This window comes from Opitutia bacterium (assembly GCA_016217545.1).
Classification (GTDB): domain Bacteria; phylum Verrucomicrobiota; class Verrucomicrobiia; order Opitutales; family Opitutaceae; genus Didemnitutus.
Genome location: JACRHT010000012.1, coordinates 378788 through 396875 on the forward strand (window position 1 = coordinate 378788; position 18088 = coordinate 396875).

The window sequence follows — 18088 nt, forward strand, 5'->3', positions numbered from 1 at the left end:
CGTCAGAATTTGAAGTTGAGGCCCGAGCGGATGCCGAGGCCCGTGGACATTTTCACGAGCGCGCTGCGGCCACCGAGGGTCAGGTCGCCCTCGCGATTCGAGATTTCGTAGGAGGCGCTGCCGAAGAAGCCGGTGCGCTCGCTGAACCACCACTCGGCGTCGACGCCGCTGAACACGCCGACTTGCGCCTGGGTGGAGGCGTTCGATTCGTCGCCTGCCTCGACGGCGGTGGTCAGGTTGTCCATGTCGAGCGTCTCGGCGTAACGCATGCGCAGGCCGACGACGCTCACCGTGCCGCCGAGGGCGAGGCGCATGGAGAAACGCTCGTTCGGCTGCCAGCGGAGCCACGGGCCGGCGCGCACGCCGAAGTAGGCGCCCTTGACCTGCCAGAGTCCGTTCACCGTGCCGCCGTTGGGCGTGATGGTCTCAACGCGGCTCTCCGGCGTGCTGGCGAGATAGGTCGTGGTGTTGATCGTCTGGCTCGTGGTCGTGCCGTCGGCGTTGGTGACGGTTTGGGTCGTGGTCGACGGCGCGGTGTAGCCGGTGCTGTCCGAACTGGAGGGGTCGCCACCGGGAGGCGCGGCGCCGAGCAGCGAGTAGGAATCGGTGATGGTGTGGAGCGTCACGGAGATGGAGCCGGTGGTTTTGGCGTTGAGGGTGTTGAGGCCGACGCCGAGCTCGGCGCCGACGGTCCACACGCGGCGTCCCGGGCCGAGGTAGCGGCCGAAGCGCCAGAGTTCGCGCGAGCCCTCGACGTCGATGCCGATGGAGGGGCTGCTCTTCGCGCTCACCGACGTGCCCTGCCCGTCCGTCTCGTAGCGGTGGAGATTGATGCTCGAGAGATCGCTGCTGACCTGCGAGGCGGAGGCGTAGCTCCAATAGTTGGTCCGGCCGTCGCTGGCGGTGGGCGTGCCGTCGGAGTCCGTCGTGTTGCGGAGATTGACGAAGCCGTCGTTGTAGGTGCGGTTCGCCTCGGTGGTCGTGTCCTTGAGGTCGAGCGAGGAGGAGATCGTGCCCACGTTGCGGAATTTCGCCTTGAGCTGGCCGCCGAAGCGCAGGGAGAAGGCCATCTGGTTGCGCGGCACGGCGAGCTCGTCGATGGCGTTGAGGTCGCGGATCATCTCGTCCTCGGATTGTTCCGTGGCCGGAGCCGGGGGCAGCGATTGGGCGAGAAGGGGCGCGGTGGACAACACCAGCGCACCCGCCATCAGGAGGACGGGGCGGAAAACCATTTGGCGGTTTTAGACAGCCGGAAAAATTTCCCGCGACCACTTCGGGACCAACGTCGCCTCCGCAGGGACGAAACCGCGGCGAAACGATGCGGACTGGCCGCAGCGAGCGTGCCGTGGCGCATGGTTGTGTCATTTTCGGCTCCAACGCCATTGGTCGCGGTCCAACCCCCGCACACACCCATCGAGATGAAATTGAAAGCCCTCATTGCCGACGACGAGCCGCTCGCCCTCGACAAGCTCCGGCGCCTGCTCGCCGCGGAAACCGACGTTGAAATCGCAGCCACGGCCACCAACGGGGCCGACGCGCTCCGCCTCGCCCGGGAAATCCGGCCGGACATCCTCGTGCTCGACATCCAGATGCCGCCGCTCGACGGCCTCGAGGTGGCGCACGCGCTCGACGAAGGCGCGCGGGCGGTGATCTTCACCACCGCTTTTCCGCAACACGCCGTGGACGCGTTCGGCGCCAACGCGGTCGACTATCTCCTCAAGCCCTACAGCCGGGAGCAATTCAGCCGCGCCCTCGGCCGCGCGCGCTCCCGCCTCGCGGCCACGACCGACACGACGCGCGTGGGCCGCAGCGACCGCCTGCTGGTGAAATCGCGCGACCGCTACGTCGTCGTGCACGTGAACGACATCGAGTGGATCGAGGCGGCGGCGAACTACGTCGTGCTCCACGCCTCGAGCGGCAACCACGTGTTGCGCGGCACCATGACCGACACGCTCGCCGAGATCGGCGAGGATCTCTTTTTCCGCACCGGCCGCTCCGCCGCGGTGAATCTCGATCGCGTGAACGAGGTTCTCTTCGACGAACCGGGCGAGCACGTGCTGCTGCTCCGCAGCGGCGCGCGCGTGCGGCTGCAGCGCAATTTCCGCGAGCTCCAGGACCGCCTCGAGAAACGCACCGCCGCCCGCGCACGACGCGAAGGGACCGCCGCGTGACGTATTCACCGTCGCCTTCGGAAACGGCCGGCGAAGCGCCGCCGCTGCTCACCTTTCGCCAGTGGTGGTGGCTGCCCACCGGCTGGATCGCGCTGGGCTTCCTGTTTTCGATCCAGCCGTGGCTGAGCGGATTCATGCCGTTCGGCGACAACATCCGGTTCGCCACCATGCGACTCGCCCCGTGGGCGCTCGTCGCCCCGGCGGCCGTCTGGCTTTGCCTGCGCTTTCCGATCGCGGGTCCGCATTGGCCGCGCGCGCTGGTGATCCACGCTTTCGCCACCGCGATCGCCGTGCTTTGCCTCGAGTCGCCCGGCGGCTTCATCTCCAGCCCGAGCCCGATAACGACGCATTTCTCCTTCCATCGGAACGGGGCAGGAGCGCCCGGCGAGCAAACGGCGCTGCGGCCGGATTGGGCGTCGGGCCCGTCGGCACCGGGCGGCCAACTCGTCGCCAGCGGCGAACATATCGCGGTGCCTCCCCCTCCGCCGGCCGGCCGCGCAGAACCGCGGGAGATTTTTTTCGAGCGCGGCGCCGGTAAAGGGTGGGTCCGCAGCGAAAACGGCGACATCACGCACTTCGGCATGAAGCCACCGCCGTGGTTCCTGCGTGGACGACAGTCTCTGCCGCTCTATTGGTGCCTCGTCGCAGTCGCGCACGTGCTCTATTTCCAACGCGCCGCCCGCCGCGCCGCCCAGATGGAGGCGCAGCTCTCGGTCGCCCGGCTCGCTGCGCTGCAACTGCAGTTGCAGCCGCACTTCCTCTTCAACTCGCTCAACGCGATCTCGTCGCTCGTGCGCAGCGATGCGGAAGCGGCCGACGAGATGATCTGCTCGCTCGGCGCGCTGCTGCACACCACGCTCAACAAAAGCGGCAACGCCGAGGTCCGCCTCACCGAGGAGATCGAGATGGCGAGCCACTACCTGAAGATTCAACAGGTGCGCTTCGGCGAAACGCTGCGGGTCGAGTTCCGCGTCGATCCCGCCGCCGCGCTCGCCGCCATTCCGACGCTGTCGATCCAGCCCCTGCTGGAAAACGCCGTGATCCACGGCCTCAACGGCCGCGCCGGCGTCATCCGCCTGCACGCGTGGCGCAGCGGCGAGCGGCTGGTGGTCGAAGTGACCGACGAGCCCGCCGATCCGCAGGCGCCCGGCGGCGCGCCGAAACCATCCAGCGGCGTCGGCCTCGCTAACATCCGCGCGCGCCTCGCCACGTTGCACGGCGCGCGCGCGTCGCTCGACCTGATCCGCAATCCCACCGGCGCTACGGCGCGGATGGAAGTGCCGTTCCGGGAAATCCCGGCCGGCTGACCGCCGCGCAGGCGCGCGCGGCAACATTTCCCGGACGCTTCGTCCCATAGAGCCGCACGGCGCGGAACTGCGCCGGCGTGCGCCTCGTCTCAGGCGGCGTGCCCCGGGCCGCGCCTCACCGCAGCCCGCGTCACGTCCACCATGATCATGACGCAAGCCTTCGAGAACCTCTCGTCCGCCCTCCCGCCGCCGGCCGTGACGCCTGGCGTGCTTTTCCGCGCCTTGCTGGTCGATCCCGATCCTCTCGCGCAACGCGCGCTCGCCGACCAGCTGCCGTTCCACGCTGACTTCGAGCTGGCCACGACCTGCGGCACGTTCACCGACGCCGCCGCGCTGCTCTCCGCGCTCGCGCCCGAGCTCGTCATCATCGATTGGGAGACCATCGCCGATCCCGCGCGCTGGCATGCCCTGCCGCTGCGTCCGCGGGCGCTCATCGTCACGGCCGGCGATCCGCGGCATGCCGCCGCGGCCTTCGAGCTGGAAGCCGTGGATTTCCTGCTGAAACCCATCGCGCCCGCCCGCTTCGCCCTGGCCATGGCCCGCGCGCGAGTGCAGCTGCGCGCCGCGCGGCTGTCCAGTGTCGCGCCCGCTTCCGCCGGCCGGCTCGTCCTGAAACGCGACGGCGAATTTCATTTCGTTTCGCCGCACGACATCGTGCGCGTCGAGGCGCAGGGCGACTACGTGAAGGTCCACACGCGCGCCGGCGTCCACCTCGTGCGCGCCACGCTCACGCAATTCAGCACCCAGCTCGATCCGCAACTGTTTCTCCGCGTGCACCGCTCGCACGTGATCAACCGCGACCATGTCACCAAGGCCACGCTGCGGCCCGAGGGCGACTACAGCCTCACGCTGGGCGCGAGCGGCACGGTGCCGGTGGCGCGCGCCCAAACCAGCGTGATTCGCCGGCTGCTGAGCTGACTTGGGCCGCACACCGGCGCGTGGCCGGCGCGTTTCGCGCCGCGGGCCCACCGCCGGTCGTGCGGCCTCCGCAGATCGCCGCGAAGCCGCCGCACGCCGTCGCTTCAGCGGAACGCCTCTTCCCGCGCGCGCGTCATCGGCCGCGCCTATGTTCAAACACACCACACCAACACCCACTCGGAACGGCGCGCGCTGGCGCACGTCGCTCCTCTTCGCGCTCGCCTCGACCGGCGCGCTCGTCGCGCAGACGACGGCTCCGGAGAAAGACAAGGACGAGAAGGTCGTGAGTCTCGGCAAATACGAGGTCACCGGTTCCTACATCCCCGTCTCCGCCGAGGCGTCCGCCGTGCCCGTGCAGACTATCACGGCCGACGACATCGCCAAGACCGGCGTCGCCACCAACGTCCTCGACGTCCTGCGCAAGGCGATGCCGATGTTCTCCGGCAACGCCAACCTCGGCGACACCAACGCCAACGTCTCCAGCGGTTCCACCGGCGGCGGCTCGCAGGTCGCGTTCCGCAACACGCAGACGCTCGTCCTGATCAACGGCCGGCGCGCCGCCTACGCGCCCGTGCTCGCCTCGGGCGGCAACCAGTTCGTCGACGTGAACCTCATCCCGATGTCCGCGATCGATCGCATCGACGTCCTCGCCGACGGCGCCTCCGCCACCTACGGCTCCGACGCCGTCGCGGGCGTGGTGAACATCGTGCTGAAAAAAGACTTCAAGGGCATGGAAGTCGGCGGCCACTACGGCATGTCCGACCAGTCCGGCCACTACTCCGAACGCAGCGCCTACGTGATCGGCGGCGTCGGCGACGGCAAGACCTCGCTCACGCTCTCCGCCTCGTGGTCGAAGACCGATCCGCTGTTCCAATACGAGCGCAGCTACTCGAACCCGAGCTACGGCACCGGCACGTTCGCGGGCGTCATCAACGTCGGTTCGAACTACTACGTGCTCAACCCGAACCTCACCGCGCCGGCCACGAACACCGACCTCACGCTCGCGCAGCTGGTCGCCAACGGCACCTACGTCGGCCCGTTCACTTCGAGCGATCTGATCAACGGCACCGGCGCCGCCAGCGCCTACGCGTTCAACCTCGCCAACTACGTCACGCTGCTCCTCCGCAACGAGCGCAGCGCCGTCACCGCCGCCCTCGATCACCAGGTCAACGACCGCGTCTCTGTTTTCGGCGACGTGCTCTACACGCACACGGAGACGTTCTCGCAGTTGAACGCCCAGCCGTTCAGCGCGTCCGTCGCCGCGAGCAACGCCTACAATCCGACCGACGTCACCGTCACCGCGCGCAACCGCCTCGTCGACTATCCGCGCCAGTATTACTACGACACCACGAGCATCCGCGCCGCCATCGGCGTCCGCGGCTCCATCAACGAGAACACGACGTGGGAAACCGCCGCGAACTACAACCGCGTCGCGCAGGACTACACGAACAAGAACCTCATCTCCACCGCCGCGCGCCAGGCCGCCGTGGCGTCGGGCTTGATCAACCTCTTCTCGCGCACGCAGGCCGACGGCGCCATCGAGGAATCCGGCATCCTCGGCACCGCCCTCGGCACCTCCATCAGCAAACTCGTGACCTACGACGCGCGCGTCAGCGGCGTGCTCACCACGCTCCCGGCCGGCGACCTGCAATACGCCGTCGGCGGCGACATCCGCCGCGAGACGCTCTCGCAGACCGCCGACCGCAACAGCCAGACCGCCACGTTTGGCTGGGACTCGGGCACCACGCTCGATCCGTTCTCCTCGGATCGCACCGTGAAGTCGGTCTTCGCCGAGTTGCGCATTCCGATCGTCAGCCGCCAGAACGCCGTCCCCGGCATCCACTCGCTCGATCTCGACATTGCCGCGCGCCACGAAAAATACTCCGACACCGACGACCCGACGGTGCCGAAATACTCCCTGCGCTGGCAGCCGTTCAACGAGAACCTCACCGTCCGCGCCACTTACGGCGAGTCGTTTGCCGCGCCGACGCTCTTCCAGCTTTTCGGCCCCGGCAGCGTCGGCTACACGTCCTCGCTCAGCCTCACCAGCCTCAGCGGCGGCAAGATCACCGGCCAAGCCAACTCGCGCTCCGGCTCGAACACCTCGCTGCTCCCGTCGACATCGAAGAACTTCACCGCCGGCTTCGTCTGGTCGCCCAAGGCGCTGAAGGGCTTCTCCGTCTCGGTGGACTATTTCCACATCGAGCAGAAGGACCTCATCTCCTCGATCGGCTCCGCCACGATTCTCCAGAGCGTCGAACTCCTCGGCACCGCCTCGCCCTACGCGAAATACGTCCGCATCGGCACGCCGGGTGACACGAGCATGTTCGACAGCGGCACCGCCATCACCGCCGCCGGCCAGATCAGCGGCAACGCCATCGACAGCATCTATGTCACCGACACGCTCGTGAACATCGCCGGCCAGAAACTCGACGGCTTCGACGTGAAGCTCGAGGACACCTTCGACGTGCGCGACCTCGGCCGCTTCAAGGCCACCTCGACGATCGGCATCTACAATCACTACCGGATCAAGAATCTCCCCGACAGCGAGTGGTTCGAGACCGTCGGCTACGCCACCAACTCCAACGGCACCATCCCGAATTTCTCCGCCTACACCTCGCTCGACTGGACGAAGGGCAACTGGGGCGCGAACCTCGGCTGGCGCTACATCCCGCACGTCACCGACGTGAACGGTGATCCCGCCGGCGACGTCACGTCCGACACCTACGTCGAGGCCTATCACTCGATCGACGCCGCCGTGCGCTACACGTTCGGTCCCGACGCACGCTACCTGAAGGGCCTCACCGTCTCGCTCGGCGCGACGAATCTCTTCAACGAGACGCCGCCGTCCGCCGCGGGCACGTTCACCGAGGCCAACGCCGACACCGCCACCTACGGCGCCGTCGGTCGCCTGCTCTACGTCGACCTGAAATATCGATTCTGAAACTTGATCCGTCCCGGCGTAGGTTCAGCGGGACGGATCGTGTTGTGCAAAGCGGCGCTCCTTGGGGGGGGGCGCCGCTTTTCTTTTCCGGCGCTCAGGCAGTCGTTGAGAGATTGTCGCCCACCGCACCTTCATAGCTCGGCTCACCGTCGGTGCGGTAACCGGAGCGCTCCCCGTGGTGCGGGCCGCGCACGCGCTGGAAAAGCGTCGTGAGTTCCGCCTCGGTGATGCTGCCGTCGCCATCGCTGTCGATCGCCGCGAACGCCTTCTCGAAGTCCGCATCAGTCGGCGCGGCTGCGCTCGCGTCGGCGCTTTTGCCCGCCGCCTCCGCGCGTTCCTCGGCCTTCTTCTTCAGCGCGGCGAGCAGCTCCTCGGCCGAGACCTTGCCGTCCTTATCGGTGTCCATCGCGTCGAACACCTGCTGCGCGTCCTCCGACGCCGATGCGTCATCGCCGCCGCTCGGCGGCGGTCCCGGCGGCGGGCCACCCGCCCCGCGCGCGCCGCCGGGGCCGCCCTGGCTGCCGCCGGCACGCATGGATTCCATCGCGGTCTTGAACTCGCTGACGTTGATGCCGCCGTCGCCGTCGCTGTCCATTTTCTGGAAGACCGCGGCGGCGTCCGGCCGGTCGCCGCCCGCAGCCTCGCTCGAGCCGAAGCGCTTCGCCATCGCGGCGGTGAATTCATCCTGCGTGACCTTGCCGTCGCTGTCGCCATCGAGGCGCGCGAACATTTTCTGGAGAAACTCGCTGGAGTCGGGCCGGGTGGCGCCCGCGAGCGAGGAAGTGGAGCTGACAGAGGAGATGCTCATTGTCGTAGTGGTGGTTGATTCGCACCCGTGAACATCGGCACCGCGCGGCATCCGGTGGAGCCGCCTCGTTGCGTAATCCCGCGCGCCCATCCCGTTTGGGCGGGCCTTGAGCCCAGTGGGCGTTTTCAGCGCCGCTCCGTCGCCAGCTGCGCGCGAATCCAGTCCGCCATCCGCGCGTCCCAATCGGGCAGCGACTCCTTCCACTTCAGCAAACCGTGACCGGCGCCGGGCAGCACGATCAGATCGCAGGTGTTGCCGGCCGCGCGCAGTTTTTCCTGGAAGGCTCGCGACATCGCGATCGGGACCGTCTTGTCCGCGTCGCCGTGCAGCAGCAAAAACGCTGGCAATCCCGCACGCACGTGCTCGCTCGGCGAAACCGCCGCGAGACGCGCGCGCGTCTCCGGCGTGAATTCCTTGGCGATGTCGAACAAGGCCTGCAGCGACGTGCTCGCGCCGCCGCGGTTCACCGTATCGGTCACGAGATCGGTCACCGGCGCGAAGCCGATCACGGCTTGCACGCGCGCGGACTCATCGCCGAGCACGCCCGCAAGGCACGCGAGGTGTCCGCCCGCCGAGTGGCCGACGACCACGATGCGCCGTGGCTCGCCGCCGAACTCCGCCGCATGCGCTTTCACCCAACGGATGGCCGTGAGCGTGTCCTCGAAGCCCGCGGGCCAGCGGTGCGCGGGCGCGAGCCGGTAATCGATCGAGAACCACACGCAGCCCGCCGCGGTGAACGCGTTGAACCACGGCGTGATGTCGGCGCCGTTGCCAGGTTTGTCGCTGCCGGATTTGCTCCCGCCGCTCCAGCCGCCGCCATGCACGAGGATCGCGACCGGAAACGGCCCGTCGCCCGCCGGCACGCCGACATCGAGTTTCAAGGTTACGCCTGCGGCTTCGCCGTAGATGACGTCGCGAACGATGCGCGCCTCCGCCGCGCGCGTCGCGCCGGCCAGGAGGAGAAAAGCGACCCAGACGAGTATCGGTTTCATGGGAAAGCAGTCAGCGAGGTCGCGAAGCATCGATCTCATCGGCGGCACGCTCGTGCTCCGCGGCTTCCGCGCTGCGGCCGAGTGAACGCAGGGCGCGTGCGAGCTGCCGGTGCGCGAGCGCGTGCTCGGGGTCGAGTTCGAGGGCGCGCTCCAGCTGCGGCACGGCTTCCGCGGGACGGCGGAGCTCGACGAGCGTCGCGCCGACGAGGAAAGCCGCTTGGGCGTTCTCGGGATCGATCTCGGCCGCGCGCGTGAAATGCGTGAGCGCCTCCGCCGGCCGTCGGCGCGACATGGCGGCGACACCGCGATTGCACCAGGCATTCACGAAGCGCGGATCGAGCTGCACCGCCGCCGTGAAATCGCGCTCCGCCGCCACGGCATCACCGAGCGCGAGCGCGGCGCGCCCGCGGGTGTTGAGCGCCGCCGGGAATTTCGACAGCAGCGCCAGCGCGCGCTCGGCGAGCGGCTTCGCCTCGGCGGCGCGCCCCGCGTCGACGAGCTGGCCGGCGAGATTGTTCAGGCCTTCGGGAAAATCCGGGCGCAGGCGCAACGCGGTTTCGAGATGCGCCACGGCGTCCGCGCGTTCGCCGTCGGCAGCGAGCACGAGCGCGAGGTTGTTGTGCGCGAGCCAGCTGTCGGGATTCCGCGCGAGCGTGGCGCGCCAGAGCGTGGCCTCGTCGCGATAGATGCCCGCCTGGCTCCAGGTCAGCGCGAAGAGCCCACCGAGCACCGCGAGGAACGTGCCGAGCGTCGCGCCGCGTCCGAAGCGGGCGACCGCGAGCGCCACACCTGCGCCGGCGAGGGCGAAGAGCGCGGGGTTGGCAAGGTAGGCGAAATGATCCGCGACGAATGAAAACAGGAACGGGTAGACGTTCACGAAACCGAGCACCGGAAACAGCGTGCCGCCGAAGAGCAGCGCCGCCGCGAGCCATCCGCGGTGGCCGAGCCGCGCGCGCCACGCGGCGCCGCCGAGGGCGCCGAGCGTCGCAAGCGGGAAAAGCCATTGCCACCATACGGACGCATCGACGCTCCAGCGCGGATAGATGAAGGTCAGGTCGAGCGGCCAGACGAGCGAAGCGACGTAGTGCCACGGCACGCGGGCGGCGAGCAGCAGGCGCGCGCCGGCGCCGAGTTCGAACGCGCTGCCCTTCGCGCCGATGAGTTCGCTTTCGAAATGCGCCGTGAGCAAGCCCATCGCCGCGCCGGCGACGAACCACGGCAGCAGCGGCAGGACGTCGCGCCGCCACTCGAGCCGGCCGCGCCGCCACCAAGCGACGACCAGCAGCGCGGCGGGAAGCGAGGCGGTGACGGTCTTCGTGAGCAGCGCGAGGGCGAAGAGCGCGCTCGCGAGGGCGTAGGAACGCGCACGGCGATCGTCGTCGAAACGCAGCCACGCCAGCGCGGCGGAGAGATAGAACAGCGCGGAGAGCGTGTTCTTTTGCTCCGAGATCCACGCGACGGACTCGACGCACACCGGGTGCAGCGCGAAGAGCAGCGCGGCGAACCACGCGCCCGGCACGGCGAGGCGGCGCAGCACGAACGCGAAGAGGCAGGCGTTCGCGGCGTGTTGGGGAAGGTTGACGAGATGGTAGCCGAGCGGAGCGTCGCCCCAGAGTCGGTGCTCGAGCCAGAACGCGGAATGGAGGACCGGGTAGTATTGCTGCGTCGCGCCGACTTCGAACCAGATGCGGAGCAAGCCGCCGAGCGAGCGGAGGTCGGCGCGCGTGACGTGGCCGTCGTCGTCCCAGAGGAACTGGCCGCGGAGCGCCGGCAGATAGGCGGCGAAGACTGCGAGCGCGAGGAGCGCGCACCACCAAAACGTGGGCGAGCCGAGCGGCGCGGCGGCGGGCGCGGAGGTTGTTCGTGAAGGACGAGACACGGCGCACGAAAAACGTAGGGCGCGCGGCGCGTGGCGCGATAGCAAACACGCCCGCGACGAGCATTGCTGTTGCCGGTGGCGGTGGTGCCCGGCAATTTTCGGCGCAGCGTGGAACGTTTACCCCAGAAAGTTCGTTCGGGCCTGCTGGCGCTCGGCTGTCTCGCGGTGTTGTTCGTTTTTTTCAGTCCGCCGTTCGCGGCGTGGCGGGCGTGGGCGCGGGCGCCGGAGATCGGTTTTCTGCCGGAGACGCGGCGCGGCGTTGCGGTGCTCGAGCAGGTGAAGGCGCTCGGCGCGCCGGTGGTCGATCCGTTGCACAGCGCGATCCAGTGGCGGCTGCTTTTTCCGGCGGTGGCGCGCGGGCTGGATTTGCCGGCGTGGGCGCTGTTCGGATTCGCGCACTTGGGTGCGTTGTTCGCGCTGTGGTTTTTGATCGAGCACGCGAAGGCGCGTGGGGCGGCGTGGGGCGAGGCGGCGCTCGTCGCGTTGCTGGCGGGCGCGGGCGCGTGGTTCTTCGCGGCGACGGGCTGGCTCGGTTACTACGACTCGTGGGTCGTGCTCGGGTTGCTCGCGGTGGCGTTCGCCGCGCGCCGGGAATTCGGCTGGCTCGCGTGTCTGGCGGTGCCGTGGATCGATGAGCGCTTCGTGCTCGCGGTGCCGCTGGCGCTGTTGTGCCGGCAACTCGACGGCGACGAGGCGCGACGCGGGAACTGGAAAAGCGAGTGGGGCGTGCCGCTGGCGCTGTGCGCTGGGTTTGTCGTCGTGCGGCTGGCTGTGCTGCGCGGCAGCGTCGCGAACGCGACGGTGGGCGGCTATCTCGCGTGGCTGGATTTTTCGAAGACGCCGTGGACGCAGTTCGTGTGGGGCGCGTGGGAAGGCTGGCGCGCGGGCTGGGTGCTGATTGCGGTCGCGGTGTGGGCGGTGGTGCAACGGCGCGGCGCCACCGCGGCACTGGCGGTGGGCGCGGCGGGTGCGGCGGTGTTGCTCGTCGGTTTGCTGACAGCGCAGGATTTCGGACGCTCGATGATGTTGCTCGCCCCGCTCGTCGGGCTGGGCGTCGGCGCGTGGAGCACCGTGCCTTGGCCGGGCAGGAAGCGCGCGTTGGTCGCGCTCGCCGGGGCGGCGCTGATTTTGCCGGCGCATCAGGTGATGAGCGACGCGGCGACGCCGGTGATGACGCTGAACCACGAACTCGGCGCGCGGCGCGAGCCGCCGCCAAGGCTGTCGCCGGCGGCCTACGAATTGAGCGGCGTCGTCGAGATGGAGCGCGGGAATCCGCAGAAGGCGGAGATCGCGCTGACGATCGCGATCAAGCTGGACGAGCGGCCGACGAGCGCGTGCAAGCACCGCGGCCTGCTCTACGCCAGCGCGCAGCGGTGGAGCGACGCGTTGAAGGATTTCCGGACGTGGGCGGAGAACGACGCGCGCGACCCGGATGCGTGGCTGTTGGTCGCGCAGGCGGAAGCGGCGCTCGGCAACACGGCGCAGGCGCGGACGGAGTTGCAGCGCGCGCTCGGGCTCGCGTCGAAGGAATGGGCGGCGCGGCCGGACGTGGCGCGGTTTCGGACGCGGCTGGGAATGTGATGGGCAGCGGCGGTGCCACGCTCGCGGCCTCCGTCCAGTCGCCGCCGGGACGTCGGCGACCACCGCAGTTGCGGGCGGAAGATTCCGGGGAAAAGAAAATCGCCACCGGTTGCCCGGTGGCGATCGTTGGGAGGTGAACCCGATCCGAGGCGGACGCTAGAGATCGAACGTCGCGCTGAGGATGAATTGTCGCGGGTCGACGATGCGGAACGCGTTGGGCGTGCCGTCGGGGAACGCGCCGATGGGCTGGAGGCGTCCGTCTTCCTGGATGTTGCGGACGTTCAGCTGGAAGGTGGCGCCGACTTTGCTGCCCCAGAGTTTGGTGCGGTAGGAGACGAAGGCGTCGAAGTAGGCGTGGGCCTTGTCGTAGACCGGGTTGTTGGCGTCGAGCTCGGTGATCGGCTGGTTGGCGGCGAGGAGCGCTTGGTAGTTCTTGCCGTAGTAACCGATGGCGCCGCGATCTTCCCAGCGGACGGAGCCGCCGACCTTGAAGCCCTTGAGGATCTTGTTGTCGGTGATGGCGGCGAGCTGGAGGCTGGAGCTGAGCTTGAACGCGTATTTGCGGACGCTCGGCTTGGATTTGCCTTCCTGCTGCTTGATGACCGAGTAGGGCGCGGTGACGAAGACCTGGTGGTTCGCCTGCGGCGTGCTGGAGCCGTAGGTGGAGGTCCACCAGAGCGCGTTGCTCTTGGTCGGGTCGGTGATGGTGGTCCACACGGGCGTGCGGAGGTCGATGTATTCCTGGATGGCGCTGGAGATGTTCGTGCTGGTCGACTCGGTTTCGGTCGCGGAGCCGGCGACGGTCCAGAACTTGGTCGGGTTGTAGTTCAGCTCGATCTCGGTGCCCTTGGCTTCGATGTCGTTGGTCGCGGCGAGCGTGCCGGCTTGGAAGGCGGCGGCGAGCGCTTGCGCGGTGGCGGTCGGGATCTTGGTGACCGCCTCGATCTGCGCGTCGAGTGCGGCGCCGGAGAGGCCCGGATACCAGTTGTCGCGGATGAGCGTCGGGAGGTTCCACGCGTCGAGCGTGCCGCCGCCGTAGAGGATGTCCTTGCGGAGGACGCGCTGGGCGACGGTGTTGGCGTCGCCGTCGCGGGCGTTGTATTGGTTGGTCTTCCACTTGTTGAAGCGGAGGACGAACTTGTCGTTCAGCGGGAGCCAGAAGCCGTAGTCGGTGCCCTTGCCGGTGACGTTCGGGAGCGGCTTGAGGAAGAGGTCGATCGCGGGCGGCTGCGGGATGAAGTTGTCCGACTTGTTGTAGGTGAGCGAGAGGCTGCGCGCGACGTTGGCAACGTAGCCGAGGACGCCGCTGTCGGTGTCGGCGGTGTGGTTGAGCGACTGGATATCGCGCAGCGGGCGGGCGACGACGGAGAGCGTCTTGGTGCGGCCCTTGTTGGTGCGGTAGTCGCCGGAGACCCAGCTGTTGTCGCGGGTGAAGTCGTGTTCGGTGTTGTTGTTCACCAAGCCGGGAGCGGTGCCGGCCTTCGAGTAGACGGTGTCCTCGCGGTAACCGACAACGGTGACGAGCTTGTTGTCGAGGAACTGGCTTTGGAGAACGGCGCCGGGGGTCTTGATGATTTGCTTGAGGTTGTTGGCGCCGCCGGTGCTGTCGGTGGTGGCGATGAGGTCGAGTTTCTCCGGGTCGCGGAAGAACGTGCCGCTGTTCGTGGGGAGGTTGCCCGAGACGGTGTAGCCGCCCCAAGTGAACGGATAGGTGCCGAACGCGAAGTCGCTCGGGGCGCGCTCAACGACACCGTTCATGTTACCGCCGACGTAATAGCGGATGTATTGGCGGAGGATGTTCGGGCCGGCCGCGGGGCCGCCGGTGACGGAGCCTTGGTTGGCGCGTCCGTAGTTGGCGGTGGTGACGGCGCCGAGCCATGCGGGGCTGGAGGTCATCGCCTCGCGGTAGGAGAAGACGCGGCTGACGCGGTATTTGTATTCGTCGTAGGCGGAGAATTGCTGCACGCCGAGCCACTTGAGGAGGCTGGTCTCGTTGCGGAGGTCGAGGCGGTAGGCCATCTGCGCGCGGTAGGTGTCCCACTTGGAGGGCATCCACTTGGTGAGCGGCTCGGTGGCGGCGAGGTAGGTCTTGCCGAAGAAGGGATTCGGCGTGCCGTCGAGGTTCTTCTCGTTGATGTCGACGAAGAGCTGGCCGCTTTGGCCGGAGGTGCCGGAGTTGCCGAGCGGGGTGCGGGCGTAGCGCTCGTTGTCTTCGCGGAGAGCGCCGAGCTGCACGGCGAGCATCTGGCGCGGCGTATCGAGGATGATCTGGTCGAGCTGGGCGTTGTAGACCTGCGTGCGATCCATCAGGCGGTTGACGGAGGAGACGTTGATCTCGGACCAATCGTAGATGGACTTGTTGGAAACGGTCGGCGTGGTGGTCCAGAGCGGCTGGTTGGTGTAGCGGCCCGGCGAGGCGGTGGCGGTGCCGAGGTTCACGCTGGATTGCATGAGGCGGATCGTCTGGTTGTTCGCCGTGGGCGTGGGGATCGCGACCGCGAGGTTGTTGGTGTTCGGCGCGGTCCAGTAAACGACGCCGCGCTCATCGACAAAGAGGTTGGCGCGGGTCTGCATCGTGCCGGCGCGGGAGAGGCCGAAGCCGTTGAGCGTGCTGTCGAAGGAGAGCGTGTCGGAGGTGAAGGGCCCGAGGGTGCGGCCGCCGAGGTGGATGACCTGGGCGATGGGATCCCACGTGGCCTTGCCGCCCGCGATCCAGTCGCTGACGTAGTCGCGCGGCGGGGTGTAGTTCGGGCGGTTGCCGTTCATGCGGTAGTCGAGATACCCGGCAGTGATGGTCGTATTCTTGAACGGCTTGTATTTGATGAACGCGTCGTAGCGGCGGGTGTTCACGCCGGAGGGCTTGCGGACGAAGCCTTCGTGCTGGAAGCCGCCGTTCACGCGGACGGCGAGCTTGTCCTTGATGAGGACGCGATTGAGGTCGAGCGTCGTGCGGAAGCCGTCCCAGTTGTCGGCGCGGAGTTCGACGCGCGAGATCTGGCGCGAGAGGTTGGCGGTGGTCGCGACCTGATTGACGGTGCCGGAGGCGTTGCCGAGGCCGAACACGCTGGCGTTGGGGCCGCGGGTGATCTCGATGCCTTCGACGAGGAGCGGGTCGATCGGCATGCGCCCGGACATCTCGTAGTTGTTGTAGGAGATGTTGGCCGAGCTGATGCCGCGCAGGCGGTTGGCCTGCGTGGGGTTCATCTGCACGTTGTCGGTGAGCTGGCCGTTGCGGTCGACGCTGTAGTCGGTGAACGTGCCCGTGCCCTCGGCGCCGGCGGTGTAGAGGAACACGTCGTTGATATCGAGCATCGCGAAGTCGGCCATCTGCTCCTTCGTCATGACGGAGATGGAGGAGCCGAGGTCCTCGAGCTTCGTGTTGAAGCGCGTGCCGGACATCGTGTTCGAAGAGTAGTAGCCCTTGGTGTCGGACTTCACTTCGAAGGGCGAAAGCAGGACGACATCCTCGGGTGCCGGCGTCGGCGCGGCGGCCGCGACGGCGGTGTTGGCGTCGGTGAGTTTGGAGCGCGGCTCCTCGGCGGGCGCGGGCGTCGTGCCGGCGGTGGCTGGCGCCGATTGCGCGAACGCCGAGCCGGTCCAGGCGGCGAGAGCCACCAGTGCCAGGCAAAGGCGTGGTGACGTGTGCAGTCGATGGCGGATGTTCATGGGGGTGGTTGGGTTTGCTGTCGGGTTGAGAAAAGTGCGCTCACCGCTGGCGCGGCGCGGAAGCGATCGGCTGGCCGTCGACCGTGGCACCGGTGACGGCGTCGAAGACGAACGGCCCGCCCTTGGCGGGAGAAAGCGCGCAGCGGCGGAATGCGAGGTCGCGCGCGTGGGTGGCGAGGACGCCGCGCTCGGAGACGATCGCGCAGTCCTCGAAAACGACATTCTGCACCGGCGAGGCGGGCATGCCCGTGATGCGCACGGCGACGGGCACGCCGGTGGCGGCGACCTTGCGCACGGTGATGTTGCGGAAAAGCGGAGGGCGTTGCTGCGCGACGGCGCTCGGGTCGGCCGAGTAATCCATGTTGAGGATCGCGACCTCATATTTCAGGTCGCGGGCGGTGACGTTCTCGACCCAGACGTTCTCCACGATGCCGCCGCGGTCGGGGCGGGATTTGATGCGGAGCACGCGGTCGGTGCCCTCGAAATCGCAGTCGTGCGCGTAGACGTTGCGCACGTCGCCGGACATCTCGCTGCCGATGACGATGCCGCCGTGGCCGCGCCGGCTGGTGCAATGGCGCATGACGACGTTCTCGGTCGGGCGCGCGACGCGCCAGCCGTCCTCGTTGTAGCCGGACTTCAACACGACGCAGTCGTCGCCGGTGGAGAACGTGCAGTATTCGACGAGGACGTTGCGGCAGGAGTCGGGATCGAGGCCGTCGTTGTTCGGGCCGTCGGTGTCGACGGTCACGCGGCGGACGATGACGTTCTCGCAATAGACGGGGTGGAGCGTCCAATTCGGGCCGCTGCCGATGGTGAAGCCCTCGAGCAGCACGTTGCGGCATTCGACGAACGACACGAAGCTCGGCCGGATCGCCGCCTCGCGCGTGCCGAAGACGCGCTGCTCGACCGGCACGCCTTTGGCCGCGAGCGCGGGCAGGCCGCTCTTCTCGGATTTTTTCCACGGCCACCACGCCGCGCCGTTGCCGTCGAGGCGACCGGGACCGGTGATGGCGATGTTCTCGCAGCCGCGCGCGTAGATCAGCGGGGAGTAGTTGAAGCACTCGATGCCGCCGACGCGCACGAAGACCGGCGGCAGGTAATCCTCGAACACATCGCTGAACACCACGACCGCGCCCGCGGCGAGGTGCAGGTCGATGTTGCTGCGGAGATGAATCGGTCCCGTCAGCCAGCGCCCGGCGGGAATCACGACGCGACCGCCGCCGGCTTGCGCAACGACTTCGATCGCGCGTGCGATGGCGACGGTGTTCTTCGTGGCGCCGCCCTCGACCGCGCCGTGCTCGACGATGCTCACGCTGCGCGCGGGAAACTTCGGCCGCTGCAACTGCGGCATCGGAAACGGCGCCTGAATGGGCGCGATCGGCTCCGCTGGATCGTAGGCCGCCAGCGCGGCGCCGGCCGCGCACGCGATCACGCTCGCCAGACAAAGTCGGCGGACGACGCGCGACATGGCGCGCCCGGACGGGCGGGAAGCGGAAAACAACCCGGAGGGTTGCATGCGAATCGGACAACCGACTCGGCGCGATCGCTGCGGAGCATCGACCGGAACGCCGATCGGGTGGGGAATAAACGGGGTGGGTGTTGGTAGACGAAACCCGTCGGCGTCGCGTGCTGTCGCACGCTTTTCCGACGTGAAGAAATTTTGCGCCGCGAAAATTCCGCGAGCAACGGGCGGCCCGTTCGCATCGTTGAACAAATTCCCCGGTCGCGCGCGCGGGCGAATCAACGATGCGCACTTGCGTCGCGTTGCGCCGCGCGTGCCGCGTGCTTCGCTCGGGAAATTCTCCGGGGCGGCACGTCCGCC

At 68.2% G+C, this 18088-nt stretch carries 11 protein-coding genes; 5 read left to right on the forward strand and 6 right to left on the reverse strand.

The features are described 5' to 3' along the window. Positions 1–2: 2 nt before the first annotated feature. Entirely contained in the window at positions 3–1232 is a 1230-nt protein-coding gene (locus HZA32_08600) for a hypothetical protein (protein ID MBI5424135.1), read from the reverse strand. 186 nt (positions 1233–1418) lie between these two features. Between HZA32_08600 and HZA32_08605 the strand changes: the two genes are divergently transcribed. The 4 genes from HZA32_08605 (at position 1419) to HZA32_08620 (ending at position 7340) form a co-directional block, all read left to right on the forward strand. Then, positions 1419–2171, forward strand: a complete 753-nt coding sequence (locus HZA32_08605) for a response regulator transcription factor (GenBank protein MBI5424136.1) — start codon at positions 1419–1421, stop codon at positions 2169–2171. After that, a complete protein-coding gene (locus HZA32_08610; protein MBI5424137.1) occupies positions 2168–3478 on the forward strand; it encodes a histidine kinase in 1311 nt (436 codons plus the stop codon). Before HZA32_08605 ends, HZA32_08610 begins: the two co-directional genes overlap by 4 nt. Before the next feature lie 147 nt (positions 3479–3625). Continuing rightward, on the forward strand, positions 3626–4396 hold the full coding sequence (locus tag HZA32_08615; GenBank protein MBI5424138.1) for a response regulator transcription factor: 771 nt from the start codon (positions 3626–3628) through the stop codon (positions 4394–4396). Between the two features lie 148 nt (positions 4397–4544). Then, complete coding sequence (locus HZA32_08620; GenBank protein MBI5424139.1) at positions 4545–7340, forward strand: TonB-dependent receptor; 2796 nt, start codon at positions 4545–4547, stop codon at positions 7338–7340. A gap of 94 nt (positions 7341–7434) precedes the next feature. Here the strand turns inward: HZA32_08620 and HZA32_08625 are convergent, their stop codons facing one another. From HZA32_08625 to HZA32_08635, 3 genes are all read right to left on the reverse strand, one after another. After that, positions 7435–8148 (reverse strand): EF-hand domain-containing protein, encoded by a 714-nt coding sequence (locus tag HZA32_08625; protein ID MBI5424140.1) that lies wholly within the window; start codon positions 8146–8148, stop codon positions 7435–7437. 125 nt (positions 8149–8273) lie between these two features. After that, a complete protein-coding gene (locus tag HZA32_08630; GenBank protein ID MBI5424141.1) occupies positions 8274–9140 on the reverse strand; it encodes an alpha/beta hydrolase in 867 nt (288 codons plus the stop codon). Between the two features lie 10 nt (positions 9141–9150). Next, positions 9151–11019, reverse strand: coding sequence for a tetratricopeptide repeat protein (locus HZA32_08635; protein ID MBI5424142.1), 1869 nt, complete (start codon positions 11017–11019; stop codon positions 9151–9153). Positions 11020–11127: 108 nt separating this feature from the next. On the opposite strand from HZA32_08635, the gene HZA32_08640 reads away from it, so the two are divergent. Continuing rightward, the gene (locus tag HZA32_08640) at positions 11128–12600 is read left to right on the forward strand and encodes a tetratricopeptide repeat protein (protein ID MBI5424143.1); all 1473 of its coding nucleotides are present in this window, start codon (positions 11128–11130) and stop codon (positions 12598–12600) included. A 156-nt stretch (positions 12601–12756) separates the two neighbouring features. On the opposite strand, the gene HZA32_08645 is transcribed toward HZA32_08640, so the two are convergent. Together HZA32_08645 and HZA32_08650 are read right to left on the reverse strand one after the other, a co-directional pair. Further along, a complete protein-coding gene (locus tag HZA32_08645) occupies positions 12757–16266 on the reverse strand; it encodes a TonB-dependent receptor plug domain-containing protein (protein MBI5424144.1) in 3510 nt (1169 codons plus the stop codon). Between the two features lie 40 nt (positions 16267–16306). Beyond that, positions 16307–17734: a glycoside hydrolase family 28 protein gene (locus tag HZA32_08650; GenBank protein MBI5424145.1), complete on the reverse strand. Its 1428-nt coding sequence runs from the start codon at positions 17732–17734 to the stop codon at positions 16307–16309. Between the last annotated feature and the right edge of the window lie 354 nt (positions 17735–18088).

What these genes read in the sequence shown, in the direction of transcription:
- HZA32_08600 (MBI5424135.1), bottom strand. Translation starts at nt 1,232, where the DNA reads ATGGTTTTCCGCCCCGTCCTCCTGATGGCGGGTGCGCTGGTGTTGTCC.
- HZA32_08605 (MBI5424136.1), top strand. Translation starts at nt 1,419, where the DNA reads ATGAAATTGAAAGCCCTCATTGCCGACGACGAGCCGCTCGCCCTCGAC.
- HZA32_08615 (MBI5424138.1), top strand. Translation starts at nt 3,626, where the DNA reads ATGACGCAAGCCTTCGAGAACCTCTCGTCCGCCCTCCCGCCGCCGGCC.
- HZA32_08620 (MBI5424139.1), top strand. Translation starts at nt 4,545, where the DNA reads ATGTTCAAACACACCACACCAACACCCACTCGGAACGGCGCGCGCTGG.
- HZA32_08625 (MBI5424140.1), bottom strand. Translation starts at nt 8,148, where the DNA reads ATGAGCATCTCCTCTGTCAGCTCCACTTCCTCGCTCGCGGGCGCCACC.
- HZA32_08630 (MBI5424141.1), bottom strand. Translation starts at nt 9,140, where the DNA reads ATGAAACCGATACTCGTCTGGGTCGCTTTTCTCCTCCTGGCCGGCGCG.
- HZA32_08645 (MBI5424144.1), bottom strand. Translation starts at nt 16,266, where the DNA reads ATGAACATCCGCCATCGACTGCACACGTCACCACGCCTTTGCCTGGCA.
- HZA32_08650 (MBI5424145.1), bottom strand. Translation starts at nt 17,734, where the DNA reads ATGTCGCGCGTCGTCCGCCGACTTTGTCTGGCGAGCGTGATCGCGTGC.